We start from the raw sequence: 20,936 nt of genomic DNA on the forward strand, positions 1-20,936 counted from the left end.
CCAGCCTGTCCACTGACGCTGGCCACGCTTCGATTAGACACCTATGCACCGGACAGGAACACCCCCTAGCCAGGCGGACCGGCGGCGATCACCGCGCGTACGTCGGCCAGCCGGAGCGTCGTCGGGTCGACGTCCATCAGGCACCAGGTGGCGCCGGCGGCGGCGTACGGACGCGGATCGACGTCCGGTTCGAGCGCAACGGCGATGTCGAATTCGTCCAGATTGCCGCGCGATTCCCGGAGGACGGCGACGGGCTCGGCGAGCTGGTCCGGCGACGTCAGGTTGACCGGGAAGAACCCGTCGTACCGCGCTGCTCGACGGATCGGCTTGGCGTTGCCGGGGAATCCGGCGATCCACACCGGCACCCGCCCGGCAACCGGGCGGGGCAGGAACTGTACGTCGTCGACCAGGTAGTGCCGGCCGTGGTGCTGCACCGGCTCCCCCGTCCACCCGGCCGTCAGAATCTCGAGCGTCTCGTCCATCCGCTCGGCTCGCACCCGGTCGTTCACCTCTTCACCGGTCTTCGAGTACTCCTGCGCGAAGCGATCGCTGCCGAGCCCGACCCCGAACGTCAGCCGGCCGCCCGACAACCGGTCGAGGCTCGTTGTCTCGCGCAACAATTTCGTGGGCCGCCGGCGCGCGATCGGCGACACCATCGGGCCAATCCGCAGCCGCTCGGTCGTCATCGCCATCGCGCTCATCGCGATCCACGGATCCGACACCAGCCGCACCGGTTCACGCCACCACAGCTGGTCCCAGAGGAAGGAGCCGTCCCACCCAGCCTCCTCGGCGCCCGCGGCCAGGTGCGCGACCGCACGCGGGTCGGACAACTCGTCGAACAGCGGCAGCCAGATCGCGAACCTCATCGCCCCGCCACCTCGTCCACGAAGGTCTTCCAGTACGGCGCGGACAGCCCGTGCCCCATACCGTCCAGCACCACCAGCCGAGCGCCCGGTACGGCGTCACGCACAGCCTCACCGTGCGGCAACGGGAACAACGGGTCGGCATCTCCGTGCATGACGAGCACGGGCACCGTCAGATCCGGGAAGGAACCGTTGCGCGGTGCATCGAACGTCATCGCGTAGTGGTTGGTCATCGCCGACTCGTAGTCCGTCGTCCGAGCGATGTCCGCCACCGCCAAGGCCCGGGCGGCCGACTCGTCGAAGTGGGCGGCCGCCTCCGCCTCGATCGCGCGTACGACGTACTCCTCGACGGCGGCGCGGTCGGCGTAGTCCGGGGTGTCCAGGTGGGGCATGTCCGGTGACGGCGGCGGGAGGCCGTCATCGCCGGTGCTGGTCGAGACGAAGGTGAGGGAGGCGACGCGGGACGGGTGGTCGACGCCGAGGATCAGTGCCGTACCGCCGGACATCGACTGTGCGACAACGTGCGCCTTGTCGATGCCGAGAGCGTCGAGGAGTCCGACGGCGTCGGCGGCCAGGTCGCTCATCGCGTAGCCCGGTTCCCCGAGCGGGAACGACGTGGACCGGCCGGTGTCGCGCTGGTCGTAGCGGATCACGAACCGTCCGCGGGCGGCGAGTTCGGTGCACAGCCGGCTGTCCCACCACAGCATGGAGGCAGTGGCGCCGTGGATCAGCAGGACGGCGGGATCGGCCGGATCGCCGTACGTCTCCGCGCAGATTTCGATGCCGTTGACTTCGTAGATGTTCTCCATACGAACGACCGTAGGAGTCGAGAGGTGATCGTGAAAAGCGATTGATTCTGATCAAGGCAATCGCCAATGGCGATAGAGTGCGGGCATGTACGAGTTGCGTCATCTGGCGACGCTGGCTGCCGTCGCCGACGAGGGGTCGTTCGGCCGGGCGGCGAGCCGGCTCGGATACACCCAGTCGAGCGTCAGCCAGCAGATCGCCGTACTCGAGAAGACTGCCCGCGGTCCGCTGTTCGACCGTCCGGGCGGACCGAAGCCGGTGCGGATCACCCCGCTCGGCGCCGTCCTGCTGCAGCACGCGCGGGAGCTGCTGCGTCGCGCTGACGAGCTCAGCGACGGGATCGAACGGTTCCGGGCCGGCGACAGCCGGATCGACATCGGCACATTCCAGACCGTCTCGAACACGCTGCTGCCGCAGGTGATTCGTGGACTGCGGGACGCGCATCCGGGCTGCGACATCCGGCTGTTCGAGGAAGAGACCGACGATCCCGATCTCACCGGGCTCGACCTGATGTTCTTCGACGGCCCTGGCGGCGACGGCATCGACGACCTCAAGCTGCTCGACGACCCGTACGTGCTGGTCGCGCGCCCCGACCACTTCCCGGCCGGACCGGTCCCGCTCGAGACCCTCGACGGCCTGCCGCTGGTCGCCCACCCGCCGATCTGCCATCAGGCGGTGGTCGAGGACTTCCTGCGCGCCCGCAGCATCCGACCGCAGTTCGTGTTCCGCACCGAGGGCAACGAGGCACTGCTCGCAATGGTCCGCGCCGGCCTCGGCGCCGCGCTCGCGCCGCGTCTCGCCGTACTGCGGGACGACCCGAGCCTGACGTTGCACGAGCTCACGCCCGAGCTCCCGGCGCGGGAGATCTTCTTGCTGTGGCAGGCCGGCCGCACGCACTCACCGCTCGCGACCCACGCGATCGAGCTCGCGCAGAGTGCGGCGGCCGGCCTCACCAACTAGCTCACGGTCAGCACCTTCGACGCGGTCTGCGTGCCCTGGTGGTCAGCGTCGGCCAGCCACACCACGCGGTACGTGTAGGTGCCGCGCGCGGTCGGCTTGATGCTGAACGCGTACTTCCCGTTCGTCGTCAGCTTCCCGGTCGTCACCGCCACCCACATCGTACCGGACCGACGCTGCAGGTACGCCGTCGTACCGGCGTGCGGCGGGTTCAGGTACCCGTACAGCAGGGTCGACGTACCGAGCTTGATCGCGCCCGGCGTCAGGTACGCCGACAGCGCCGGATGCACCTGGACCAGCGGAGCGGTGCTGCGGGTACCGAGGACTGCACCACCGCCGTTGTAGCCCCACATGTAGTACGTCGACACAGCCGGCTTCTGCGCCGTCGATGCGATCCCGTTGGCGTCGGTGGTGAACGATCCGACCGTCGACCACTTGCTCGCGTTCTTCGCCTTCGCGTACAGCACCACCGGTACGCCGGCCAGCTTCACACCGTCCAGCCGACTGACCGCCGTCGACAGCGTCACGGCCTGCGTGTACATGATCGAGGCCGCGCTGGCGCCGATCGTCGCCTTCGATCCGATCAGCTTCACGTCGACGCCGGGGCCGATCTTGCCCTTGCTGTCCTTCACCCAGACGCGGTACGCGTAGCTGGCCGAGTTCGACAGACCGGTCTGCGTGAACAGGCTGGCCGCGCCGTTGTAGACCGCCGTACCTGACGTCGGCAGCGGCGGCGGGGTGGAGCCGACCGCACTGCGAACCATGATCTGGCCGAGCGTCACGTTGGCCGGCTTCGTCCATCGCAGCGTCGCGGCCGCGACCCCACCGGTGACGGTGAAGCTGGTAACCGGCGGCGGCGGAGCGGTCAGGTTCAGGTAGTCCTTGTCGATCGACATCGTGACGCCACCGTTGGTCTCACTCACGCTGTCGTACTGATGCACGCGCTGGTGGTTGCTCCAGTCGGTCGCCGGAATCGACATCGTGCCCGGAGTCTTGTTCCACTGGGCCATCCAGATGTTGTCCGGCCGGGTGTACGCCGTGCTCGTGTAACCGCTCACGAGGTCCGGACCGCCACGCGTCGCGTTGACGTAAGCGCCGCCAACGTAGCCCCGCGAGTTCAACTCCTGGGTCCAGCCACTCACATAGGAGAGCACCGCTGCCTTGCACGCCGCGGTCGAGTCATAGGGTTCGAGGTCGGTGTAGATCGCGCTGCGCTGGGCGAAGCCGAGCGCCTGCGCCGCGGCGACCGCGTTGATCGCGGCGTTGCGGCCCTGGACCAGGGCGGTCGAGGCGACCGACGACATCCGGCTCTTGTACGTCGTGCACGGCGCCTGATAGCCGACGTCGATCAGCAGGAACTGCCAGCCCTTGCTCGCGTTCGTGCTGACCCAGTCGGCCGTCAGGTTCGGCTGCGCGCAGGCACGCAGACCGCCGCTGATGTAGATGCCGATCCCCTGGTACTTCGGGCGCCATGCGTCCATCGTGGACTGCGGCGGCGCGGTGCAGGCGTCGAAGCCGTCGCCCGCGAAGTTGCCGGTAGCAACCACCGACGGGGTGACCGCGGCCGGCTGGGCGAGCCGCGCGGACGGCGTCTTCGTCACCACGCGACCGGTCGCGAGTACATCGCTCGCCGCGCTCTCCGCACCCGGTGCGTAGTACGCGGTCGCCAGGACGCCGGCGTCGGTGATCGTGCGCCGGAGCAGGCCGTCGCTGGACGGCGTGTTCGTGGTCAGCGGCTCGAGGATCAGGCCCGAGCTGCGGCCGACCAGGTGCGCCGGGCAGTTGGCCTGCGACGTACTGCGGCCGAGGTAAACGGCAGGCTGGTCGAGCCGGACGCAGGCGGCCGGATCGGCGGCCAGGTCGACAACCGGCCAGCTGGCCGGGACGGTTACTTGGTAGCCGCGGTACGAGACGGTCTTGGTCTCCTCCGCGACAGCTGAAGTGGTAGCGGTGATACCTGCCACCAGGGCGACGGCGAGTGCCAGCCCCCCAGGTCTGAACAACCTCACAGTGCTCCCCAGATGATCGACGATCAGAGCCCCCAAGTGAAGGCGAGCACCCGCGCTCTTGTCGAAGAGCATCCGGCACTCGCCTCGATGCCCGGATGCTATCGGCGCAGGTGGTTCACCTGTTCGCCGGGCTGTTTTGGATCGATCGGTCCATAACGTGTTAGGCTGGGTGCCATGCCGAGACCGAGGACCTTCGACGAGGATCGCGCCATCGACGCCGCGATGCGCGTGTTCTGGTCGGCCGGCTACGAAGCGACGTCGACGCAGGACCTGTGTGCGGCGACCGGCCTCGGCCGGAGCAGCATCTACAACACGTTCACCAGCAAGCGCGACCTGTTCGACCGCGCCCTGCGGCGGTACGTCGACCAGTTCACCGCCGCCCAGCTCGAGGTGATCGAGGACTCCACGGTCCCGATCCGTGAGCGGGTCCGGCGGATCCTGTGGACGGCGGTCGAGCCGGAGCCCGACGATCCGGCCGGCTGCTTCGTGATCAACACGATCGTGGAGCTCGGTCCGAAGGACGCCGAGATCGTGGACCTGCTCGACCGCGACCACGAGTCCAAGCTGACGGCCCTGACGACCGCGATCCGCGCGGCACAGGACGCCGGCGAGCTCGACCCGGAGCAGGACGCGACCGGCCTCGCGACGTACGTCTTCACCGTTCTCGGCGGACTGCGCGTCGCCAGTCGCCGCGGCGCCGACCGCGCGAGCCAGCAGGCCGTCGTCGAGGCGACTCTTCGCAGCTTCTAGTTCCTCCCCCACCGCTCAATCCGAGAGGACATCCATGCCTCGCGCTGTCTATCTGCTCGGCCTGGCGATCTTCGCCCAGGGCACGTCCGAGCTGATGCTCGCCGGCCTGCTCCCCGAGATCGCGGCCGACCTGGACGTGTCGATCCCGGCCGCCGGCCTGCTGATCTCGGCGTTCGCCGTCGGCATGCTCGTCGGTGCGCCGATCCTGGCCGTCACCACCCTGCGCTGGTCCCGCCGCGCCGCGATGCTCGCGTTCCTGGCCGTCTTCGCGCTCACCCACGTCGCCGGCGCGCTGACGTCGTCGTACGGCGTGCTCCTTGCGACCCGCGTTGCCGGTGCGTTCGTGTACGCCGGGTTCTGGGCGGTCGCCTCGGTGACCGCGATCGAACTCGCCGGACCGGAGGCCCGCGCCAAGGCGATGAGCATCCTGGCCGGTGGTCTCACCGTCGCCACGATCGTCGGCCTCCCCGCGGGGACACTGCTCGGGCAGCACCTCGGCTGGCGAGCCGCTTTCTGGGCGGTCGCCGCGCTGTCGGCGCTGTCGGTCATCGGCATCGTCACCACGATCCCGCGGGGCCGGGCGGAGCAGACGCCGGAGCTGCGGCTGGAGCTGCGGAGTATGGCGAATCCGCAGCTGTGGCTCGCGTATGGCACCACGGCGTTGTCGACCGGCGGCATCCTGGTGATCTTCAGCTACCTCGCTCCCCTGCTCACCGACACCACCGAGTTGTCGGACGCCTGGGTGCCCGCGGTCCTCGCGCTGTACGGCGTCGGCGCGCTGATCGGCATCACGGTGAGTGGACGGACCGCGGACCGACGCCCGTTCACCACGCTGGCCCTCAGCCTGACGGGGGTCATCGTCGCGGCGGTGGTCCTCGCGCTGGCGACGGGTACGCCGTGGCTCGCCGTACCGGCGATCATCGCGGTCGGGACCTTCGGGTTCGCCTCCAACCCGGCGGTGAACTCGCGGGTCTTCAGCGTCGCCGGATCCGCTCCGACGCTGGCCGCGGCGTTCAACATCTCCGCTTTCAACGTCGGCATCACGGTCGGACCGTGGCTGGGCGGGCTCGCGCTGGATGCCGGCGCCGGGTACTCGTCGGTCGGCTGGATCGGCGCCGGACTCGGAGTACTTGCCGTCGGCACCATTCCGCTCGCGATCCGGGCCGCCGGTCAGCCGGCGAACCGGAGGGTCAGCTCGATGACCGGCGTATAGCCCGAGCGCCGGGCCTCGGTCCACGTCGCGGCGCCGCCGGCCAGGTCGTCGGTCGCCATCCGGTAGATCAGCGCGCGGATCAGCATCTGGCCCCACTCCGGCAGGTGCGACCAGCGGGCGGCAAGCGCGGGTTCGGCGCCGTACCAGCACAGCGCGTCCGCGACGGCGACCGCCGAAGCCCACGACGGCGGTCGCCAGTACACCGGCCAGTCGATGATCGCCGGCGGCAGCCCGTCGGCGAACATGACGTTCCCCGGCAGGTCACCGTGCACCACCTGGTCAACCAGCTCCACCGGGCGCCACGCTGCGACGAGCGGAGCGACCAGTTCGGCGTACGGCGGGCTGCCGTCGTACGACTGCTCGGCCCACGCGATGCGGTCGCCGTCGGACCACGGGTCGCTGCGCCCGTCGAGGAAATCGGGTCTGGGCAACCCGGCAACGGCCGCATGGAACGCGTCGGCCGCCGTCAGCACCTCGTCCTGTCGACGGACGTCGGTCTCACCCGCCAGCAGTTCGCTGCCCTCCCACCCGAACGCGATCCATGCACCACTCCGGCTCCGCACCGGCCTCGGTACCCGAAACTCGCCGGACTCGGGCAACTTGGCCAGCACGTCCGCCCGCCACGCGCTCTCCGAGACCGCGCGTTTCAGGACGACAGCACCCGATCGCCACGTCTCGCCCTGCCCGCCCGGCAGCAACACCGCCGGCTCCGACAGCCCGAACGCGTCCAGCACCTCTTCAGAAGGACCCACCATGCCCGCACCCTCCCATCAACAGCGCGCGGGCTCACCAGGTTTTCGCTCCGGGAGCTATAGGGTTCTGAGGTGACTGATCTCGACCTGTTCGGCGACCTCGACACCGCCGCCCTCCCGGAGCGGCAGCAGCGGATCCTGGTGGTGATCCGCGACTGGGTCACCCGGCACGGGTACCCGCCGAGCAGCCGGCAGATCGGAGACGCGGTCGGGCTGCGGTCCTCGTCGTCGGTGTCGAAGCACCTGGCCAGCCTCGAGGAGAAGGGCTTCCTGCGCCGGAGTCCGTCGGTGTCGCGGCCGATCGACGTACGGATGTTCCTGCAGGAGACGAGTACGCAGACCACCAGCGACGACAACGTGCCGGTCCCGGTCGTCGGTGACATCGCCGCCGGTACGCCGATCTCCGCCATCGAGCACGTCGACGACGTCATGCAGCTCCCCCGCGGGCTGACCGGACGCGGCACCGTGTTCGGGCTGCGCGTCCGCGGTGAGTCGATGGTCGACGCCGCGATCTGCGACGGCGACATCGTCGTGGTCCGCCAGCAGTCCGAGGCGCACTCCGGCCAGATCGTCGCCGCGATGATCGACGAGGAGGCCACGGTGAAGGTCTACCGCCGCCGCAACGGCCACGTGTACCTGGAGCCGCGCAACCCGGCCTACGAAGTCATCGACGGCGACAACGCCTCGATCCTCGGCGTCGTCGTCTCGGTCCTGCGGAGCGTCTAGCGTTCGAGGTTGGTTTTCAGCCGGGCCATGTTCCGCACCATCTCCTTGCGGGACTGCGGAACGACCATCAGCGGCACGAGCAGCCTGCCGATGCCGTGCCCCTCGAAGTCGAGGTCGATCGTCACCGTGCTCGCGTCCCGGCCGGCGATCGGCTCGACCGACACCCTGACCGTGGAGCGGATCGGGCCCTCGTCGCCGTGCACCGCCCACGCCCGCGGCGGGTCGAACTCGGTCAGGCGTGACGTCACGTCGCGCTCGCGGCCGCCGATCTTGCGGCGGGTCATGCACTTCGCGCCGACGACCGGTTCACCGCCTTCGAGGTGCCCGCCGGTGACGTTGGCCTGCCACTCGGTGAAATGGTCCGGGTCCGTGACGTAGGCGAACACCTCGTCCGGTTTCCGCTCGACCTCGATCTTCGTGACGATCGATCCCATTGCTCCAGTCTCCTTCAGTCGGATGCCTTCGATCTGTTGACGAACGGGGCCGCCCCGGATTCGACACGTTTGACCCCGAACAGGAGCGGGACCCCGGGGAGGGCTGACAGCGACCACGCCAAGGCTGCCGAGACGATGAAGGCGGACGGCAGCAACACGGCGTACTTCGTCCAGATGGCGGCGTCCCACCGGACGACGAAGTACGCGATCGCGAGGATCACCGGTTGGTGGACGATGAAGTACGGCATCGCGGCGCGGGCGAGCGGCGTCGGGACCGTACGCCGGAAGGCCGCTGCGCGCATGCCGAAGCCGAGCACGGCAACCAGCCAGCCCCAGACGGCGAACGTGATCAGCGGCGAGTACCAGAGGTACTGCCAGGAGTACCCGGGGTCCGGCCACCAGCCGTCGAGGAAGTCGATGATCCCGGTGAACACGCCGATGAGGAAGGCGCCGATGCCGAGGATCAGCCCGGGCACGGCGTCCCGGCGTACCGCTGCCAACAGGCGCTCGTCGGACATCACCAGGTAGCCGACGACGAAGAAGTCGAAGAAGAACACGAACTCGCCCCACCCGTGCTCCGGACCGGGCGCCGCGAGCAGCAGCAGATGCAGCGGAACCAGCGGTACGGCGAGGAGCAGGATCGAGCCGCGGCGCTGACACCACCGGGCGATCGGATCCGTCCGGCCGCGCAGCAGGACGAACAACGGCAGCCCGAGTACGGCGAACTGGATCAGGTAGACGAGGAACCAGAGGTGGTACGTGTCGCGCAACCACAGCGGCGCATCCCCGGCGAGATCGCTGAAGAACGTCCGCACGTCGCCGAAGAACGACTGGGTCGACCGGCCCTTGTGGTGCTCCTCGATGAAGTACTGCAGCGGTGAGAGCAGCACATAAGCGACCACGAACGGGATCAGCAGCCGGATCGACCGCTCCTTCAGGAACGGCGCCGCGGTCCGCCACCGCAACGCCAGCCAGGCCGCCGATCCGGAGATCATGAAGAAGAACGCCAGACCCCACAGACCCAGGAACGCGATCCCGATCGAGATCCCCTCGCTCGTCTCCGCGTTCTTCACATGCCAGTCACCGTCGTCGAACGGCCGCAGGGTGTGGAACACGAACACCCCGAACACCGCCAGCACCCGCAACCAGTCGAGAAACCACAACCGTTCGCCCCGCCCCTGAGCTCCCATGAAGAAAGCATGGTGGCTCAGCGGGCCAGCCGCTCGCGCAACAGGTCGAGTTGCGCCGGATTGGCCGTCAGCTCCGCCGCACGCCCGTCGGCGACGCGGGCCTCGGCGTCGCGGCCGAGGTCGCGGAGAAACTGCGCTCGGGTCGCGTGGAACAACGGATAGGTGTCGAGGGCGAGCCGGTCGAGCTCGGCCAGGGCTACTGCCGGTCCTTCGACGAACGAGACCGCGACCGAACGGTGCAGGCAGGTCACCGAACTCGGCTGGAGCACGAGGAGCATGTCGTACAGGACGAGGATCTGCGGCCAGTCGGTCTCGGCCCAGGTCGGCGCCTCGCTGTGGCAGGCGGCGATGGCGGCCTGCAGTTGGTACGGGCCGGGCGCGTGGTGGCGGTGGGCGGTCCTGGTGAGGAGGGTTGTTGCTTCGGTGATCGCGGTCTGGTCCCAGAGCGTGCGGTCCTGGTCTTCGAGCAGGACGAGTTCGCCGTACGGCGTGAAACGGGCCGCCGTACGGGCTCGGTGGAGGCGGATCAGGGCGAGGAGGCCGGCGACCTCGGGCTCGTTCGGCAGCAGGCCGTGGAGCAGTGCGGTCAGCCATTCGGCGTCGTCGACGAGGTCGCGGGAGTGCGCGCGTTCCGCCGTACTGGAGAGGTAGCCCTCGTTGAAGAGGAGGTAGATGACGGTCAGTACTTCGGTGAGGCGGTCCGGCAGCTCGTCGTCGCGCGGGATCCGGTACGGGATGCCGGCGTCGGTGATCTTGCGCTTGGCCCGCGTGATGCGTTGCGCGACCGCGGACTCGGAGGCGAGCAGCGCGGCCGCGATCTGTGCGGTGGTCAGGCCGCAGACGACTCGCAGGGTGAGCGCGACCTGTGCCTCCCGGGCGAGAGCCGGATGGCAGCAGGTGAAGATCAGCCGCAGCCGGTCGTCCGGCGCCGGCTGGCCGTCCTGGCGCTGCAGCTCGCTCAGCTTGGCGCGATAGTTCTGTTGACGACGCAGTACGTCGAGACCGCGCCGCTTGGCGACCGTGAACAGCCAGGCGTCCGGCCGGTCCGGGATACCCTCGACGGGCCAGCGTCTGAGCGCGATCTCGACCGCGTCCTGCACCAGATCTTCCGCCGCGGAGAAGTCTCCCAGCAGCGACACCAGCGAACCGGCCAGCCGGCCCGCGTGGTCACGCACCACGCGAGCCAACTCGTCCTCGGTACTCACATCTCTGCCACCGGACGGATCTCCACCACCGGGCAGGCCGGCCACGTCTTCACGATCCGCAGCGCCTCGTCCAGGTCCGCGACCTCGATCTCGGTGAATCCGGACACGACCTCCTTGCCCTCGATGAACGGCCCGTCGGTCGTCATCGGCACCCCGCCGTCGAACCGCACCGTCGTCGCGGTCTCGGCGCCCTGCAGTTTGCTCCCGCCGCGGATCTTGTCGCGGTGGTCGTCGAACCACTGGTACACCTTCTGGTACGCCGTCTCCCGCTCGCCCGGCGTCATCGCCTCGAGCTCCTTGGCGTACTCCTCGGTCTCGATGAACATCAGCACGTACTTCACCCGTACACCTCCGGTCGGTAGCTTCAGCCTGATGACGATCGGGGTCACGCTCAATCCGACACTCTGGCATTCCGGGGTGACATCGTGTTGGCATGAAGCGTCCGATCTTTGCCCGGATGTACGCGCGGGTCCGTCCCACGATGGACCGGGAGGGCGCGGCCGAGCACCGGCGTCGGCTGCTGGCCGGTGCAACTGGCCGTGTGATCGAGGTCGGTGCCGGTGACGGAGGCAACTTCGCGCACTACCCGGCTGAGGTCGTCCAGGTCCTCGCGGTCGAACCCGAGCCGTATCTGCGCGCTCAGGCTTTTCGATCCGCTGCGGCCGCGCCTGTGCCGGTCGAGGTCGTCGAGGGTACGGCGGAGCGGCTGCCGGCTGCCGACGGGTCAGCCGACGTGGTGGTGATGTCGCTGGTCCTGTGCTCGGTGCCGGATCAGCAGGTCGCACTGGCCGAGGCACGGCGGGTGCTGCGCCCGGGCGGCGAGCTGAGGTTCTACGAGCATGTAGCCGCAGACGGCGGCCGCCTGGAAACGGTGCAACGTCTCGCGGACGCGACGGTGTGGTCGCTGTTCGCCGGCGGATGCCACCTGCACCGCGACACAGCAGCAGCAATCGAGACGGCCGGCTTCGCGATCGAGCACCTCGACCGCTTCGACTTCCCCGCCAACCAGCCCAACCCAGCGCGCCCGCACATCCTCGGCCGAGCCACGTCACCCATGCCCTGACCCGTCCCCCGAGCCCGACTTCCCAGACCCGTCCGACCCGTGCTTACCGGACGTCGCCTCCCCGGTGGTCTGCTTCCCGGCGCTGGCCCCGGTGGTCGGGCGGGCGCCGCCCTTGTCGTCGCCCGGCTCGGTGGTGCTACCTGACTTCGGAGTACGGGTCCGGTCGCCGCCGTGGTCGTCCACAGTCGGCGTCGGTGTGACCCGCTCGCTCTGCGGTGTGATCGTCTCCGGCGGCGGAAACCACAACGGCGCCGGCGACCTCGCCGGCGTACCAGGATCAAACGCCGACCAGACCGCCGTTCCCCCAGCCACCAACCCGGCCGCCGCAGCCAGCCCCAGCACGCCGCTCCCCACCCACCCCAAGTACCGCCCAGACCGCCGAGCCCTCACCTGCTCCCCCCGCCCAGCCCGAAGCACAACCGGCCGCCCCCGCACGTCAGGCTGCCCGGTCTCCGCCTCGTCCACCTGGTCGTCCATGGCTCTATCGTGTCGCCGCGGGCGGCCGACGGGTATCGGACGTTGGTACTAGTACTAGGTGTCTCGGCGTTGGCGTTGGGACCAGAGGGCGGCCTGGGTGCGGTCGGTTACGCCCAGGCGTTGGTAGACGTTGGTGAGGTGCGCCTTCACCGTGCGCTCGCTGATTCCCAGGCGGCGGGCGATTGTCTTGTTGGGGAGGCCGGCGCCGACCATGTCGAGGACCTCCTGCTCGCGGTCGGTCAGCTTGGTCTCGGGCCCCGGCGAGCGACGGTTGGTCAGCAGCACCCGCGCCGCCTTCGGGTCCAGCGGCGAGCCGCCCGACACGATCTCCCGGATGCCGGCCAGGATCACCTCGGGCTCGCTGTGCTTCAGCAGATACCCCTCGGCGCCCGCCTGCAGCGCGTCCAGGATCCGCGTCTGATCGCTGAACGACGTCAGCACGAGCACATGTACGTCGGGCGACGCCGCCACGATCCGCTCGGTCGCCGAGATCCCGTCCGTCCCGGGCATCGACAGATCCATCAGCACGACGTCCGGCCGCAACTCCGCCGCCATCGTCGCCGCCTCGGCCCCGTCGCCCGCGGCCCCCACCAGCTCGATGTCCTCCGCAGTACCCAGCAACTGCGACAGGCCGGTGCGGACGATCGCGTGGTCGTCGGCGATCAGCACCCGGATCACCCGCGTCACATCGGCACCTCGGCTTCCACCCGTGTCCCCTGACCGGGCGCGGCCCGGACCGTCAGCGTGCCACCCGACTCCGCGAGCAGGTCGCCGATCGAGCGTAGCCCGAGGTGCCCGTGACTGCTGCGTTCCCCGAGCCGCGACTCGTCGAACCCGCGCCCGTCGTCGTCCACGATCAGCACGCCCCGCCCATCGCTCCGCCCGGCCTTGATCAGTACTTCGGCGGCCCCGCTGTGCGCGGCAACGTTCCGCACGACCTCCTGCGCCGTACGGAACAACAGCGCCGCAACCGCCGGCGGCAACTGCTCGGCGCCGTCGGTCTCCAGCCGTACGTCGATCCCCGCGCGCTCCAGCCCGGCAGCCAACTCGGCCAACGCCGACGTCAGTCCTTCCTCGGCAAGGTTCGGCGGGTAGATGTCGACCAGCAACGACCGCAGCGACCCGATGCTCCCCCGCAACCGCACCGCACTGTCCGCGATCAACTCCGCCCGCTGCCCCTCCGTCGGATGCCCGAGCCGCATCGCGTCCAACGCATAGTTCAACCCCGTCAGCTCCTGTACGACGCCATCGTGCAACTCCCCCGCGATCCGCCGGCGCTCCGCGTCCGACGCGTCCACCGCGTGCTGCAGCAACCGCTCCCGGTCGCGCTGCTGCCGCTGCACCCGACGGGCCAACGACCACGCGAACGGGATCTGCACCAGCTCCAGCACCAGCAACGCTCCCAGCGACGGCGGGGCGAACCGTCGCCACGCCGCCTGCCCCGCTTCGGTGACGGCCCGGTACTCGAAGTACGCCTCGAACAGCATCGGTTCACCGTTCGTGCCGCGCACCCCGACGTACACCTCGAGCAGCTTCTTGTACGGGATCTCGAACTTGTTCTCCGGCCGGCTCAGGTCGCTGACCTCGGACGCGCTGCTTCCCTGCCGCTGCAAGGCTTCCTGCTCCTCAGGCCCGAGCGGGAACTGCTGACCGATCAACCGCGGCTCGTCGGAGTACACGATCTTCCCGTCGGCGTTCCATACCTTCACCCGGACGAGCGACCCCTGCAGCACGTACCTCCGCATCGCCTGGTCGAACGCCGTGAGCGCCGCAGGCTCTCCGGCCATCACCGCCGGGTCCAGGCGCGGCTCGACGACTCCGCGCGCGGTCACATACGTCACCTGTCGCGCGGACTCGGTCGCCTGCTCCACACCCGCCTGTCGCGCGACGAACGCGATCAGCGCAGCCAGCGAGAGCAGCACGATCAACCCGGCTGCCGTGAAGCGCACCAGGAGACCGACCGTTGAGATCGGTTCGCGGTCCGCGCGTCGGAGTCTCCCCATGTCAGGGATCGTAGGGTGCGTCCACCGCCGGACGGCAGCCCGACAACGGTCCTAGTACCAAGGTGCACTACCGGAGCCGACCAGCTCGCGGCGAGCGTTGTCGGCATGAAACTTCCGCTGTCGCTCGCAGTCGCCGGGCCTGCCGCACGGCCAGAGCTGCCTGCTCTCGCCGCCGCGGCCGGCCTGGTCGTACTGCGAGTCGGCGCGGTCCTGCTCCGCCCCTGGCCCCTCGCCTTAGCCGTAGACCACGCTCTCAGCCCCTCGTCCACGCAGCCCACCGCCACGCCAGGCTCCGGTTCAGGATCCAGTTCCGGCTCCGCCTCGAGCGCCGCCTCCGGGTTCGCCGAGAGCCTCGGGGCGAACCCGCTCGTGGTGCTCGTGCTCGCTGCGGCCGCAAGTGTGTTGCTGTCGGCGATCGTCGGTCTGCTCGACATGGCGAGTCTGCGCACGGTCGAAGGCGCGGCCGAGCGCATCGGCGCCGCGCTGCGGGCGACCATGTTCCAGCGCACGATGACGCGCTCGCTGCGTTGGCACGACCGGATGCGGAGCGGCGAGCTGGTTTCCCGCCTCACCACCGACGTCGGCCGCCTGCTCGACGCGGTCGTCGCGATGACCACCTCGTTCCTGCCCGACGCGGTGATGCTGGCCGGCGTACTGGCACTGCTCGTTGCCTTCGACACCGAGCTGGCCCTCATCGGCCTCGCCGTCGCCCCGGTGCTCGCCGTACTCGCGGTCCGCCAGCGCCGGAGGATCCGCGCGGCGCAACACGCGGCCCGCACCGAGTCCGGGCGGTTGGCCGGGGCAACGACCGACCTGCTCCGCAACGTCCGCGCCGTTCAGGCGTTCGGCCGGATCGACCGCGCCGCCGCGATCTTCGGCACCCGGAACCGCGCCGTCCTCGACGTCGAGCTCCGTGCCATCGATGTGGACGCCCGCTGGACCCCGATCGCGGACATCGTGCTCGCGATCGGAACCGCCCTGGTCCTGATTGCCGGCGGACGCCATGTCCTCACCGGTGCGCTGTCGGTCGGCGAGCTCCTCGTCGTACTGGCGTACCTCCGCGACCTCTACTCCCCGGTCCGCGGCCTGACCCGCCTGTCCGTGGTACTCGCCAAGGCCGGAGCCAGCGCGGTCCGCGTCCGCGACGTACTCGACTGCGACGAGGCCGTCGAGGACCGGTACGACGCCCGCCCCGCGCCCCGGCTGCGTTCCGGAGTCCGCTTCGAGCGAGTGTCGTTCGGCTACGAACCCGGCCGCCCGGTCCTGGGCTGCTTCGACCTCGAGATCACCGCCGGCGAGACGGTCTGTCTGCTCGGCCCGAGCGGGATCGGCAAGAGCACCACGTTGCACCTGCTCCTGCGCCTGTACGACGTCGACGCCGGCCGGATCCTGATCGACGGCGTGGACCTGCGCGACTGCGACCAGCGCAGCCTGCGGGACCGGTTCGCGTTCGTCCCGCAGGACCCCTGGTTGCTGGACGCAACGGTCGCCGAGAACATTGCCTTTGGCAACCAGAACGCGACGCGGGCAGGCGTGATCGCAGCCGGCCGGACCGCGCTGGTGGACGAGTTCGCCGACCGGCTGCCGTTGGGCTACGACACTCCGCTCGGCGAAGGCGGCGGACGGCTCTCCGGCGGTCAGCGTCGTCGGGTCGCGCTTGCCCGGGCCGCGGTCTCGCCGGCGCCGATGGTCCTGCTCGACGAACCGACCGCCTCGCTCGACCCGGTCTCGGCCGGCACCGTGATCCAGGCCATCCGGGCCATCACCACCGGGACCTCGCGCCGCACGGTGCTGATGGTCACCCACGATCGCGACCTGGCGGCGATCGCCGACCGGGTCGTCACGCTCGACCCCGAACTCGCCGGAAGGAGGTGAACATCATGCGTATCAAGCCCGTCATGCACCACGGACGCTCCCGGAGCCGGTCCCGTTCGCGCAGCCGCAGCCGTTCCCGCAGCCGCTCGCGCGGCTGACCACCAGCCTGCCGCCGGGGCGCATCCCGGCGGCAGGCTTCACCTCTTCTATCGGAGACCCGCCATGTTTGTCGACACCCAGGACGGACTGGCCCTGTGGGACTGGGCCGAAGGCTGCGAGCTGCCCGGCGGCACGTTCGCGATCGAGCGCCTCGGCGTCGGCCATCGCTGCGAGACCTGGCTGGTGTGGTCGGTCCAGCTCTGGGCTCCCGCCGTACTCAAGGCCGCTCGCCCTCACCAGATCCACCACCCTCGCGCGGTCAAGTCCCTCCGCCGCGAGACGGCCGCCCTCGCCGGCAACCTGCACCCGGCTCTCCCGCGGCTACTCGCCGACGGCACCGACGCCGCGATCCCCCACATCCTCGTCGAGTACGCCGACGGCCCCACGCTCGCCGACGAACTCGAGGACAACGGTCTCCTCCCCCTCCCCGAGACGGCCAACCTCGGAGCGCAACTACTCCCCGCGCTCATGGATCTGCACCGTCGCGACCTGGCGCACCTCGACGTCAAACCGGACAACGTCGTACTGCGGGATGGCAGGCCGGTGCTGATCGACTACGGCAGCGCACGCCGGATCGGGAGCGAGCAGCCGGCCGGACATCCGGTCGGGACCGAAGGCTACGCCTCGCCGGCGCAAGAAGCCTGCGAGCCGGTGTCCGCCGAGATGGACCTCTACAGTCTCGGCCGGACGCTCGCCGAGGCCTGCGGAGAGCTGCCCGACAGCCTCCGCTTCCTCCTCGCCCCGCACCCGACGGCCCGGCGTGCGCTCGCCGCGCTGGCCGAAGCAGCCGGCGAACTCAGGCCGTGGCCGTCCTGGCTCAGGGCATGAGGTCCATCGCCGCCCGGCCCTCCGGGAAGTATGTCGGGACCGACACCTGGTCGTGGACGATCTTCCACTGGCCGTCGATCCTCTGCCAGGCCGAGGTCCAGCGCAGCCAATAGTCGATCTTGCCGCCCGTGGTCATGGCGGCGTTCATGTGGTTGAGGCTGTAGACGACCGCGAGGCTGCCGTCGACGAGCACGGTCAGGTCGCGGGTCTCGTACTCGAGCGGCAGCTGGAAGACGGTGAACATCTGCTCCCAGTTCGACATCTTCTTCTCCGCGCCGAGGTGCCGGAGCGGCGCCTCGATGTCGAACGAGACGACGTTCGGGGCGAAGATCGTCCGCAACGTGTCCAGGTCCCCGGTGCGGACCGCGTTGAGCAGGCTGTCGATACGCTCACGGATATCTACTTCGGCTACTGCGTTGTCTGTGGTCATGATCGCTACGACGAGACAGCGGCCCGGACTGTCAGAGACTGGCAGGGACTGTCGGACCTCACAGTTCGCCGGGCTGTCCCGTCGTACGGGGTATGGACGAGGAGAGGACCGACATGAGCGACCTGAGCGCGATCATGAGCGAGCGGCGGCAGCTGATCAACCTCGCCTACCGGCTGCTCGGATCGCTGGCCGACGCGGAGGACGTGGTCCAGGAGACCTACGCCCGGTGGTACGCGATGACGCCGGCCGAGCAACAGGCGATCGACAACCCGGCCGCGTGGCTGACCAAGGTCGCCAGCCGGATCTGCCTCGACCTGCTCCGCTCCGCACGGGCCCGGCGCGAGCGGTACGTCGGCGAGTGGATCCCCGAGCCGCTTCCGGAGAGCACGGAGTGGCACACCGGTCAGCCCGCGGGCACCGCGGATCCGGCCGACCGGGTGACGCTGGATGAGTCCGTCAACATGGCGTTCCTCGTCGTCCTGGACGCGATGACGCCGGCCGAGCGAGTGGCGTTCATCCTGCACGACGTCTTCCGGTACCCGTTCCCGGAGGTGGCCGAGATCGTCGGTCGTACTCCGGCCGCCTGCCGCCAGCTCGCGTCCTCGGCCCGGCGGCGGATCCGCGACGCACAGCTGCCGACCGCGCCCTCCGCGCACCGTGCCGAGCTCATCCGGCAGTTCAAGCAGGCGTGGGAGGCGACCGACATCGCCAAGCTCGTCAGTCTGCTCGACCCCGAGGTCACCGCGGTCGCCGATGGCGGCGGCATCGTGACGGCCGCGCTCGAGCCGGTCCACGGCGGCACCGACGTCGCGACGTACTTCGCCAGGCTGCCGGTGTTCACGCTCGGTCGGGAGCTGGTCGAGCGGCTGGTCAACGGGCAGCCCGGTCTGGTGATCCAGTTCGAGGGCGTGATCGAGACCGTGATCGCCTTCGACGTGGACGGCGACCGTATCTCGAACATCTGGGCGGTCAGGAACCCGGAGAAGCTGGGACCCTGGACGAACTGACCAGCGTCATCACGGTCTCCTGCGCACAGGCCTTGTTCACGCCGATCCCGCCGCGAGCGCCGCGTTTGATCCAGCCCGCCACGTAGTGCCCGGGCCGGCCGACGACGGCGCCGCGGACGTTCGGCACGATGCCGCGGTCCGGGTCGAACGGCAGGCCGTCCACCGGCGTGCCCTCGAACCCGATCGCGGTGAACAGGTTGCCCGCGGCAATCGTCGTACCGTCGTCCAGCGCGAGCCCGTCCGCGGTCCAGGCGGTGGGCCGGGCGTGGTACCGCAGCTCGACGCGATCACCTGCCGCGGCCAGCAGCTCCTGCAATGCCGGCTGCGTGTAGGCGGCCTCGTCCGGCCCGCGGCGGCCGAGCAGTACGACTTCCGTGATCCCGCTCGCCGCCAGCGTCTGCCGGACCTCCGGCGCCACCGCCATCCCTCGAAGGCGGTCCTCATCGCTCAGCAAGATCCGTGCCACGTCGAGCGCGACATTGCCGTTGCCGACAATCACTGCGCGTGGCCCGGCAAGCTCCACCGGGAGCGCGGATCCCGGCCGACCGTTGTACCAGGCAACGAAATCCTCGGCGGTGCAGGCGGCGTCCTCGCCGCCGATCCCCAGCCGCCGGCTCCCACCGGCCCCGACGGCGTGCACCACCGCGTCGAACCTCTCCGGCAGCGACCCCGCCGCACCCGTCTTCCGCCATCCATTTCGGTCGCGTTCGGCCCAGAGATCGCTCGCGTCTTTGCCCGGCATCCACCGCACTCGTCGGTGCTGCGTGATTCGCTCGAAGCTGCTGATGATCTGCTTGGTGCCTGGATGATCCGGCGCGACGCCGTACCGGACCAGGCCGCCGACATCGCCGAGCCGGTCGACGAGCGTCACCTCGGCCGACGTCCGCAGCAACAGTTCACGGGTTGCGTACATCCCGGCAGGTCCGGCGCCGACCACCAGCACCCGCCGCGGTCCCCCACCCCACACTTGGTACGACGGCGCCTCCCAGCTGTCCAGGTCCATCGCGTCCAGCGGGTCCGCCCCGGCGAAGTACGCCGCGTTCCGCTCGACATCCTCGGGCGCCGCCTGCTCGGCCGGTTGAGCCGCATCGACCGGACAGATGTCGGCACACGCCCCGCAGTCGATGCACGTCCGCGGATCGATGAACAGACTCGCCCCGGTCCCGAAACCAGGCTCGCCCGGTGACGGATGAATGCTGTTCATCGGGCACACCGCAACGCAACTCGCGTCGGAGCAGCACTCCCCAGAGATCGCATAACTCATACCGGCGCGCTCACAGCAGCCCGGTCCGCCGATACACCCGGGACGCGGCCGGCGTCAGCAGCCCGAGCGACCCGAGGAAGTCCATCAGGTTCGCACAGCTCGTCCGCAGCAACGACCGGTGATGCTCGTTCCGCCGCGCCTCGCGGACCGCCCGGTCCACGTCCAGCCCGACGTTCGCATAGACCGCCGGACCGACCATGCTCGACACGATCATGTCGGCCGCGATCGCGATCACCAGCGCACTCACCCAGCGCCGTCCGCGCCCGGGCCCGGCCAGCCGCTCCCGGGTCTCCTCGCGGGCGAACACCATGTGCCGCGATTCCTCCACCACATGGATGTGGTTGACCGTCCGCACCAACGGCTCGACCCGCCGGTCCCGCATCCAGTCCCGCTGCATCACGTCCAGGACCTCTTCGGCCACCAGGATCGCGGCGTACGCCGACTCGCCCGTCGCGACCGTCTTGAACATCCGCCCGAGCTCACGCGCCAGCCACCTCGGCCGGTACGCCGGCTCCACGATCCGCTCGGTCGCCCGGGCGAACATGATCGAGTGCCTGCACTCGTCGGCGATCTCGGTCAGCGCCCACTGGAACTCGGCGCTCCAGGCCGGCATGTCGTAGACGTCCCGCAGGACCAGCTGCTGCAGGATCAGCTCGAACCAGATCCCGGTGGTCGCCACCGAGGCGGACTCGTGCCGGGTCAGCTCCCGCTGCTGGGCCTCGGTCAGCTCGTCCCAGTACGGCGTGCCGTAGAGCGTGCTCCACTCCGGCGACATCCCGTAGCCGTCGCCGATCGGCGCGTCCCAGTCGATCTCCGTCTCCGGGTCCCGGGACAACCGGGTCGCCGACCCGAGCAGCCGCTGAGCGGTCTCATCCATCCCGCACACCTCCGATGCGATCTGACCGATATGACATCGTCTATGTAACATAACCGCTGTCCCACCATCCGGCAAGCCGTCCCTGCGGATACGCTCTGGCTTTGTGA

General features: G+C 69.7%; 22 protein-coding genes. 8 read left to right on the plus strand and 14 right to left on the minus strand.

Annotation, left to right across the window (positions count from 1 at the left end):
• Positions 1-65 precede the first annotated feature (65 nt).
• Together ABT313_RS22090 and ABT313_RS22095 are read right to left on the minus strand one after the other, a co-directional pair.
• Positions 66-866, minus strand: a complete 801-nt coding sequence (locus tag ABT313_RS22090) for an LLM class flavin-dependent oxidoreductase (protein ID WP_350856750.1) — start codon at positions 864-866, stop codon at positions 66-68.
• Positions 863-1,672, minus strand: a complete 810-nt coding sequence (locus tag ABT313_RS22095) for an alpha/beta fold hydrolase (protein WP_350856753.1) — start codon at positions 1,670-1,672, stop codon at positions 863-865. Before ABT313_RS22095 ends, ABT313_RS22090 begins: the two co-directional genes overlap by 4 nt.
• An 85-nt stretch (positions 1,673-1,757) precedes the next feature.
• On the opposite strand from ABT313_RS22095, the gene ABT313_RS22100 reads away from it, so the two are divergent.
• Complete coding sequence (locus tag ABT313_RS22100) at positions 1,758-2,630, plus strand: LysR family transcriptional regulator (protein WP_350856756.1); 873 nt, start codon at positions 1,758-1,760, stop codon at positions 2,628-2,630.
• Here the strand turns inward: ABT313_RS22100 and ABT313_RS22105 are convergent.
• Entirely contained in the window at positions 2,627-4,630 is a 2,004-nt protein-coding gene (locus ABT313_RS22105; RefSeq protein ID WP_502884008.1) for a DUF1906 domain-containing protein, read from the minus strand. The two genes, ABT313_RS22100 and ABT313_RS22105, sit on opposite strands and share 4 nt — an antisense overlap.
• A 180-nt stretch (positions 4,631-4,810) precedes the next feature.
• Here ABT313_RS22105 and ABT313_RS22110 point away from each other — a divergent pair, with 180 nt between their 5' ends.
• Together ABT313_RS22110 and ABT313_RS22115 are read left to right on the plus strand one after the other, a co-directional pair.
• A complete protein-coding gene (locus tag ABT313_RS22110; RefSeq protein ID WP_350856762.1) occupies positions 4,811-5,386 on the plus strand; it encodes a TetR/AcrR family transcriptional regulator in 576 nt (191 codons plus the stop codon).
• A 34-nt stretch (positions 5,387-5,420) separates the two neighbouring features.
• Complete coding sequence (locus ABT313_RS22115; protein WP_350856764.1) at positions 5,421-6,599, plus strand: Cmx/CmrA family chloramphenicol efflux MFS transporter; 1,179 nt, start codon at positions 5,421-5,423, stop codon at positions 6,597-6,599.
• Here ABT313_RS22115 and ABT313_RS22120 read toward each other — a convergent pair.
• Positions 6,557-7,354 (minus strand): TIGR02569 family protein, encoded by a 798-nt coding sequence (locus ABT313_RS22120; RefSeq protein ID WP_350856767.1) that lies wholly within the window; start codon positions 7,352-7,354, stop codon positions 6,557-6,559. The genes ABT313_RS22115 and ABT313_RS22120 overlap by 43 nt on opposite strands.
• 69 nt (positions 7,355-7,423) lie before the next feature.
• On the opposite strand from ABT313_RS22120, the gene lexA reads away from it, so the two are divergent.
• Positions 7,424-8,077 carry a transcriptional repressor LexA gene (gene lexA, locus ABT313_RS22125; protein WP_350856770.1) on the plus strand — a complete coding sequence of 218 codons (654 nt, stop codon included), beginning with the start codon at positions 7,424-7,426 and terminating at the stop codon, positions 8,075-8,077.
• On the opposite strand, the gene ABT313_RS22130 is transcribed toward lexA, so the two are convergent.
• Genes ABT313_RS22130 through ABT313_RS22145 form a run of 4 tightly spaced genes read right to left on the minus strand, consistent with a single transcriptional unit; the run spans position 8,074 to position 11,247 of the window.
• Positions 8,074-8,511 (minus strand): SRPBCC family protein, encoded by a 438-nt coding sequence (locus ABT313_RS22130; RefSeq protein ID WP_350856773.1) that lies wholly within the window; start codon positions 8,509-8,511, stop codon positions 8,074-8,076. The genes lexA and ABT313_RS22130 overlap by 4 nt on opposite strands.
• Before the next feature lie 14 nt (positions 8,512-8,525).
• On the minus strand, positions 8,526-9,701 hold the full coding sequence (locus ABT313_RS22135; RefSeq protein WP_350856776.1) for an acyltransferase family protein: 1,176 nt from the start codon (positions 9,699-9,701) through the stop codon (positions 8,526-8,528).
• 17 nt (positions 9,702-9,718) lie between these two features.
• On the minus strand, positions 9,719-10,906 hold the full coding sequence (locus tag ABT313_RS22140; protein ID WP_350856779.1) for an RNA polymerase sigma factor: 1,188 nt from the start codon (positions 10,904-10,906) through the stop codon (positions 9,719-9,721).
• Positions 10,903-11,247, minus strand: a complete 345-nt coding sequence (locus ABT313_RS22145) for a YciI family protein (RefSeq protein WP_350856782.1) — start codon at positions 11,245-11,247, stop codon at positions 10,903-10,905. Before ABT313_RS22145 ends, ABT313_RS22140 begins: the two co-directional genes overlap by 4 nt.
• Positions 11,248-11,339: 92 nt before the next feature.
• Here ABT313_RS22145 and ABT313_RS22150 point away from each other — a divergent pair, with 92 nt between their 5' ends.
• The gene (locus tag ABT313_RS22150; RefSeq protein ID WP_350856785.1) at positions 11,340-11,969 is read left to right on the plus strand and encodes a class I SAM-dependent methyltransferase; all 630 of its coding nucleotides are present in this window, start codon (positions 11,340-11,342) and stop codon (positions 11,967-11,969) included.
• Here the strand turns inward: ABT313_RS22150 and ABT313_RS22155 are convergent.
• From ABT313_RS22155 to ABT313_RS22165, 3 genes are read right to left on the minus strand one after another with little or no spacing between them, the layout of a single operon-like run.
• Positions 11,955-12,446 (minus strand): hypothetical protein, encoded by a 492-nt coding sequence (locus ABT313_RS22155; RefSeq protein WP_350856788.1) that lies wholly within the window; start codon positions 12,444-12,446, stop codon positions 11,955-11,957. The genes ABT313_RS22150 and ABT313_RS22155 overlap by 15 nt on opposite strands.
• A 54-nt stretch (positions 12,447-12,500) precedes the next feature.
• Positions 12,501-13,133 (minus strand): response regulator, encoded by a 633-nt coding sequence (locus ABT313_RS22160; protein ID WP_350856791.1) that lies wholly within the window; start codon positions 13,131-13,133, stop codon positions 12,501-12,503.
• On the minus strand, positions 13,130-14,449 hold the full coding sequence (locus ABT313_RS22165) for a sensor histidine kinase (RefSeq protein ID WP_350856795.1): 1,320 nt from the start codon (positions 14,447-14,449) through the stop codon (positions 13,130-13,132). The genes ABT313_RS22160 and ABT313_RS22165 overlap by 4 nt, the downstream gene beginning before the upstream one ends.
• A 105-nt stretch (positions 14,450-14,554) precedes the next feature.
• On the opposite strand from ABT313_RS22165, the gene ABT313_RS22170 reads away from it, so the two are divergent.
• A complete protein-coding gene (locus ABT313_RS22170) occupies positions 14,555-16,324 on the plus strand; it encodes an ABC transporter ATP-binding protein (RefSeq protein WP_350856798.1) in 1,770 nt (589 codons plus the stop codon).
• A gap of 162 nt (positions 16,325-16,486) precedes the next feature.
• Complete coding sequence (locus ABT313_RS22175) at positions 16,487-17,251, plus strand: serine/threonine-protein kinase (protein WP_350856800.1); 765 nt, start codon at positions 16,487-16,489, stop codon at positions 17,249-17,251.
• On the opposite strand, the gene ABT313_RS22180 is transcribed toward ABT313_RS22175, so the two are convergent.
• The gene (locus ABT313_RS22180) at positions 17,241-17,681 is read right to left on the minus strand and encodes a YybH family protein (protein ID WP_350856803.1); all 441 of its coding nucleotides are present in this window, start codon (positions 17,679-17,681) and stop codon (positions 17,241-17,243) included. The two genes, ABT313_RS22175 and ABT313_RS22180, sit on opposite strands and share 11 nt — an antisense overlap.
• 113 nt (positions 17,682-17,794) lie before the next feature.
• Here ABT313_RS22180 and sigJ point away from each other — a divergent pair, with 113 nt between their 5' ends.
• Positions 17,795-18,688 carry an RNA polymerase sigma factor SigJ gene (sigJ, locus tag ABT313_RS22185; protein WP_350856806.1) on the plus strand — a complete coding sequence of 298 codons (894 nt, stop codon included), beginning with the start codon at positions 17,795-17,797 and terminating at the stop codon, positions 18,686-18,688.
• On the opposite strand, the gene ABT313_RS22190 is transcribed toward sigJ, so the two are convergent.
• Together ABT313_RS22190 and ABT313_RS22195 are read right to left on the minus strand one after the other, a co-directional pair.
• Positions 18,651-19,952 carry an FAD-dependent oxidoreductase gene (locus ABT313_RS22190; protein WP_350856809.1) on the minus strand — a complete coding sequence of 434 codons (1,302 nt, stop codon included), beginning with the start codon at positions 19,950-19,952 and terminating at the stop codon, positions 18,651-18,653. The two genes, sigJ and ABT313_RS22190, sit on opposite strands and share 38 nt — an antisense overlap.
• A 10-nt stretch (positions 19,953-19,962) precedes the next feature.
• The gene (locus tag ABT313_RS22195; RefSeq protein WP_350856812.1) at positions 19,963-20,829 is read right to left on the minus strand and encodes an AurF N-oxygenase family protein; all 867 of its coding nucleotides are present in this window, start codon (positions 20,827-20,829) and stop codon (positions 19,963-19,965) included.
• Between the last annotated feature and the right edge of the window lie 107 nt (positions 20,830-20,936).

It is taken from the genome of Kribbella sp. NPDC000426, assembly GCF_040300265.1.
GTDB lineage: Bacteria > Actinomycetota > Actinomycetes > Propionibacteriales > Kribbellaceae > Kribbella.

Bases quoted from the DNA above. Each gene is read 5' to 3' on its own strand.
- ABT313_RS22090 (WP_350856750.1), bottom strand. From the start codon at position 866: ATGAGGTTCGCGATCTGGCTGCCGCTGTTCGACGAGTTGTCCGACCCG.
- ABT313_RS22095 (WP_350856753.1), bottom strand. From the start codon at position 1,672: ATGGAGAACATCTACGAAGTCAACGGCATCGAAATCTGCGCGGAGACG.
- ABT313_RS22100 (WP_350856756.1), top strand. From the start codon at position 1,758: ATGTACGAGTTGCGTCATCTGGCGACGCTGGCTGCCGTCGCCGACGAG.
- ABT313_RS22110 (WP_350856762.1), top strand. From the start codon at position 4,811: ATGCCGAGACCGAGGACCTTCGACGAGGATCGCGCCATCGACGCCGCG.
- ABT313_RS22115 (WP_350856764.1), top strand. From the start codon at position 5,421: ATGCCTCGCGCTGTCTATCTGCTCGGCCTGGCGATCTTCGCCCAGGGC.
- ABT313_RS22120 (WP_350856767.1), bottom strand. From the start codon at position 7,354: ATGGTGGGTCCTTCTGAAGAGGTGCTGGACGCGTTCGGGCTGTCGGAG.
- ABT313_RS22130 (WP_350856773.1), bottom strand. From the start codon at position 8,511: ATGGGATCGATCGTCACGAAGATCGAGGTCGAGCGGAAACCGGACGAG.
- ABT313_RS22135 (WP_350856776.1), bottom strand. From the start codon at position 9,701: ATGGGAGCTCAGGGGCGGGGCGAACGGTTGTGGTTTCTCGACTGGTTG.
- ABT313_RS22150 (WP_350856785.1), top strand. From the start codon at position 11,340: ATGAAGCGTCCGATCTTTGCCCGGATGTACGCGCGGGTCCGTCCCACG.
- ABT313_RS22155 (WP_350856788.1), bottom strand. From the start codon at position 12,446: ATGGACGACCAGGTGGACGAGGCGGAGACCGGGCAGCCTGACGTGCGG.
- ABT313_RS22165 (WP_350856795.1), bottom strand. From the start codon at position 14,449: ATGGGGAGACTCCGACGCGCGGACCGCGAACCGATCTCAACGGTCGGT.
- ABT313_RS22170 (WP_350856798.1), top strand. From the start codon at position 14,555: ATGAAACTTCCGCTGTCGCTCGCAGTCGCCGGGCCTGCCGCACGGCCA.
- ABT313_RS22175 (WP_350856800.1), top strand. From the start codon at position 16,487: ATGTTTGTCGACACCCAGGACGGACTGGCCCTGTGGGACTGGGCCGAA.
- ABT313_RS22180 (WP_350856803.1), bottom strand. From the start codon at position 17,681: ATGACCACAGACAACGCAGTAGCCGAAGTAGATATCCGTGAGCGTATC.
- sigJ (WP_350856806.1), top strand. From the start codon at position 17,795: ATGAGCGACCTGAGCGCGATCATGAGCGAGCGGCGGCAGCTGATCAAC.
- ABT313_RS22190 (WP_350856809.1), bottom strand. From the start codon at position 19,952: ATGAGTTATGCGATCTCTGGGGAGTGCTGCTCCGACGCGAGTTGCGTT.
- ABT313_RS22195 (WP_350856812.1), bottom strand. From the start codon at position 20,829: ATGGATGAGACCGCTCAGCGGCTGCTCGGGTCGGCGACCCGGTTGTCC.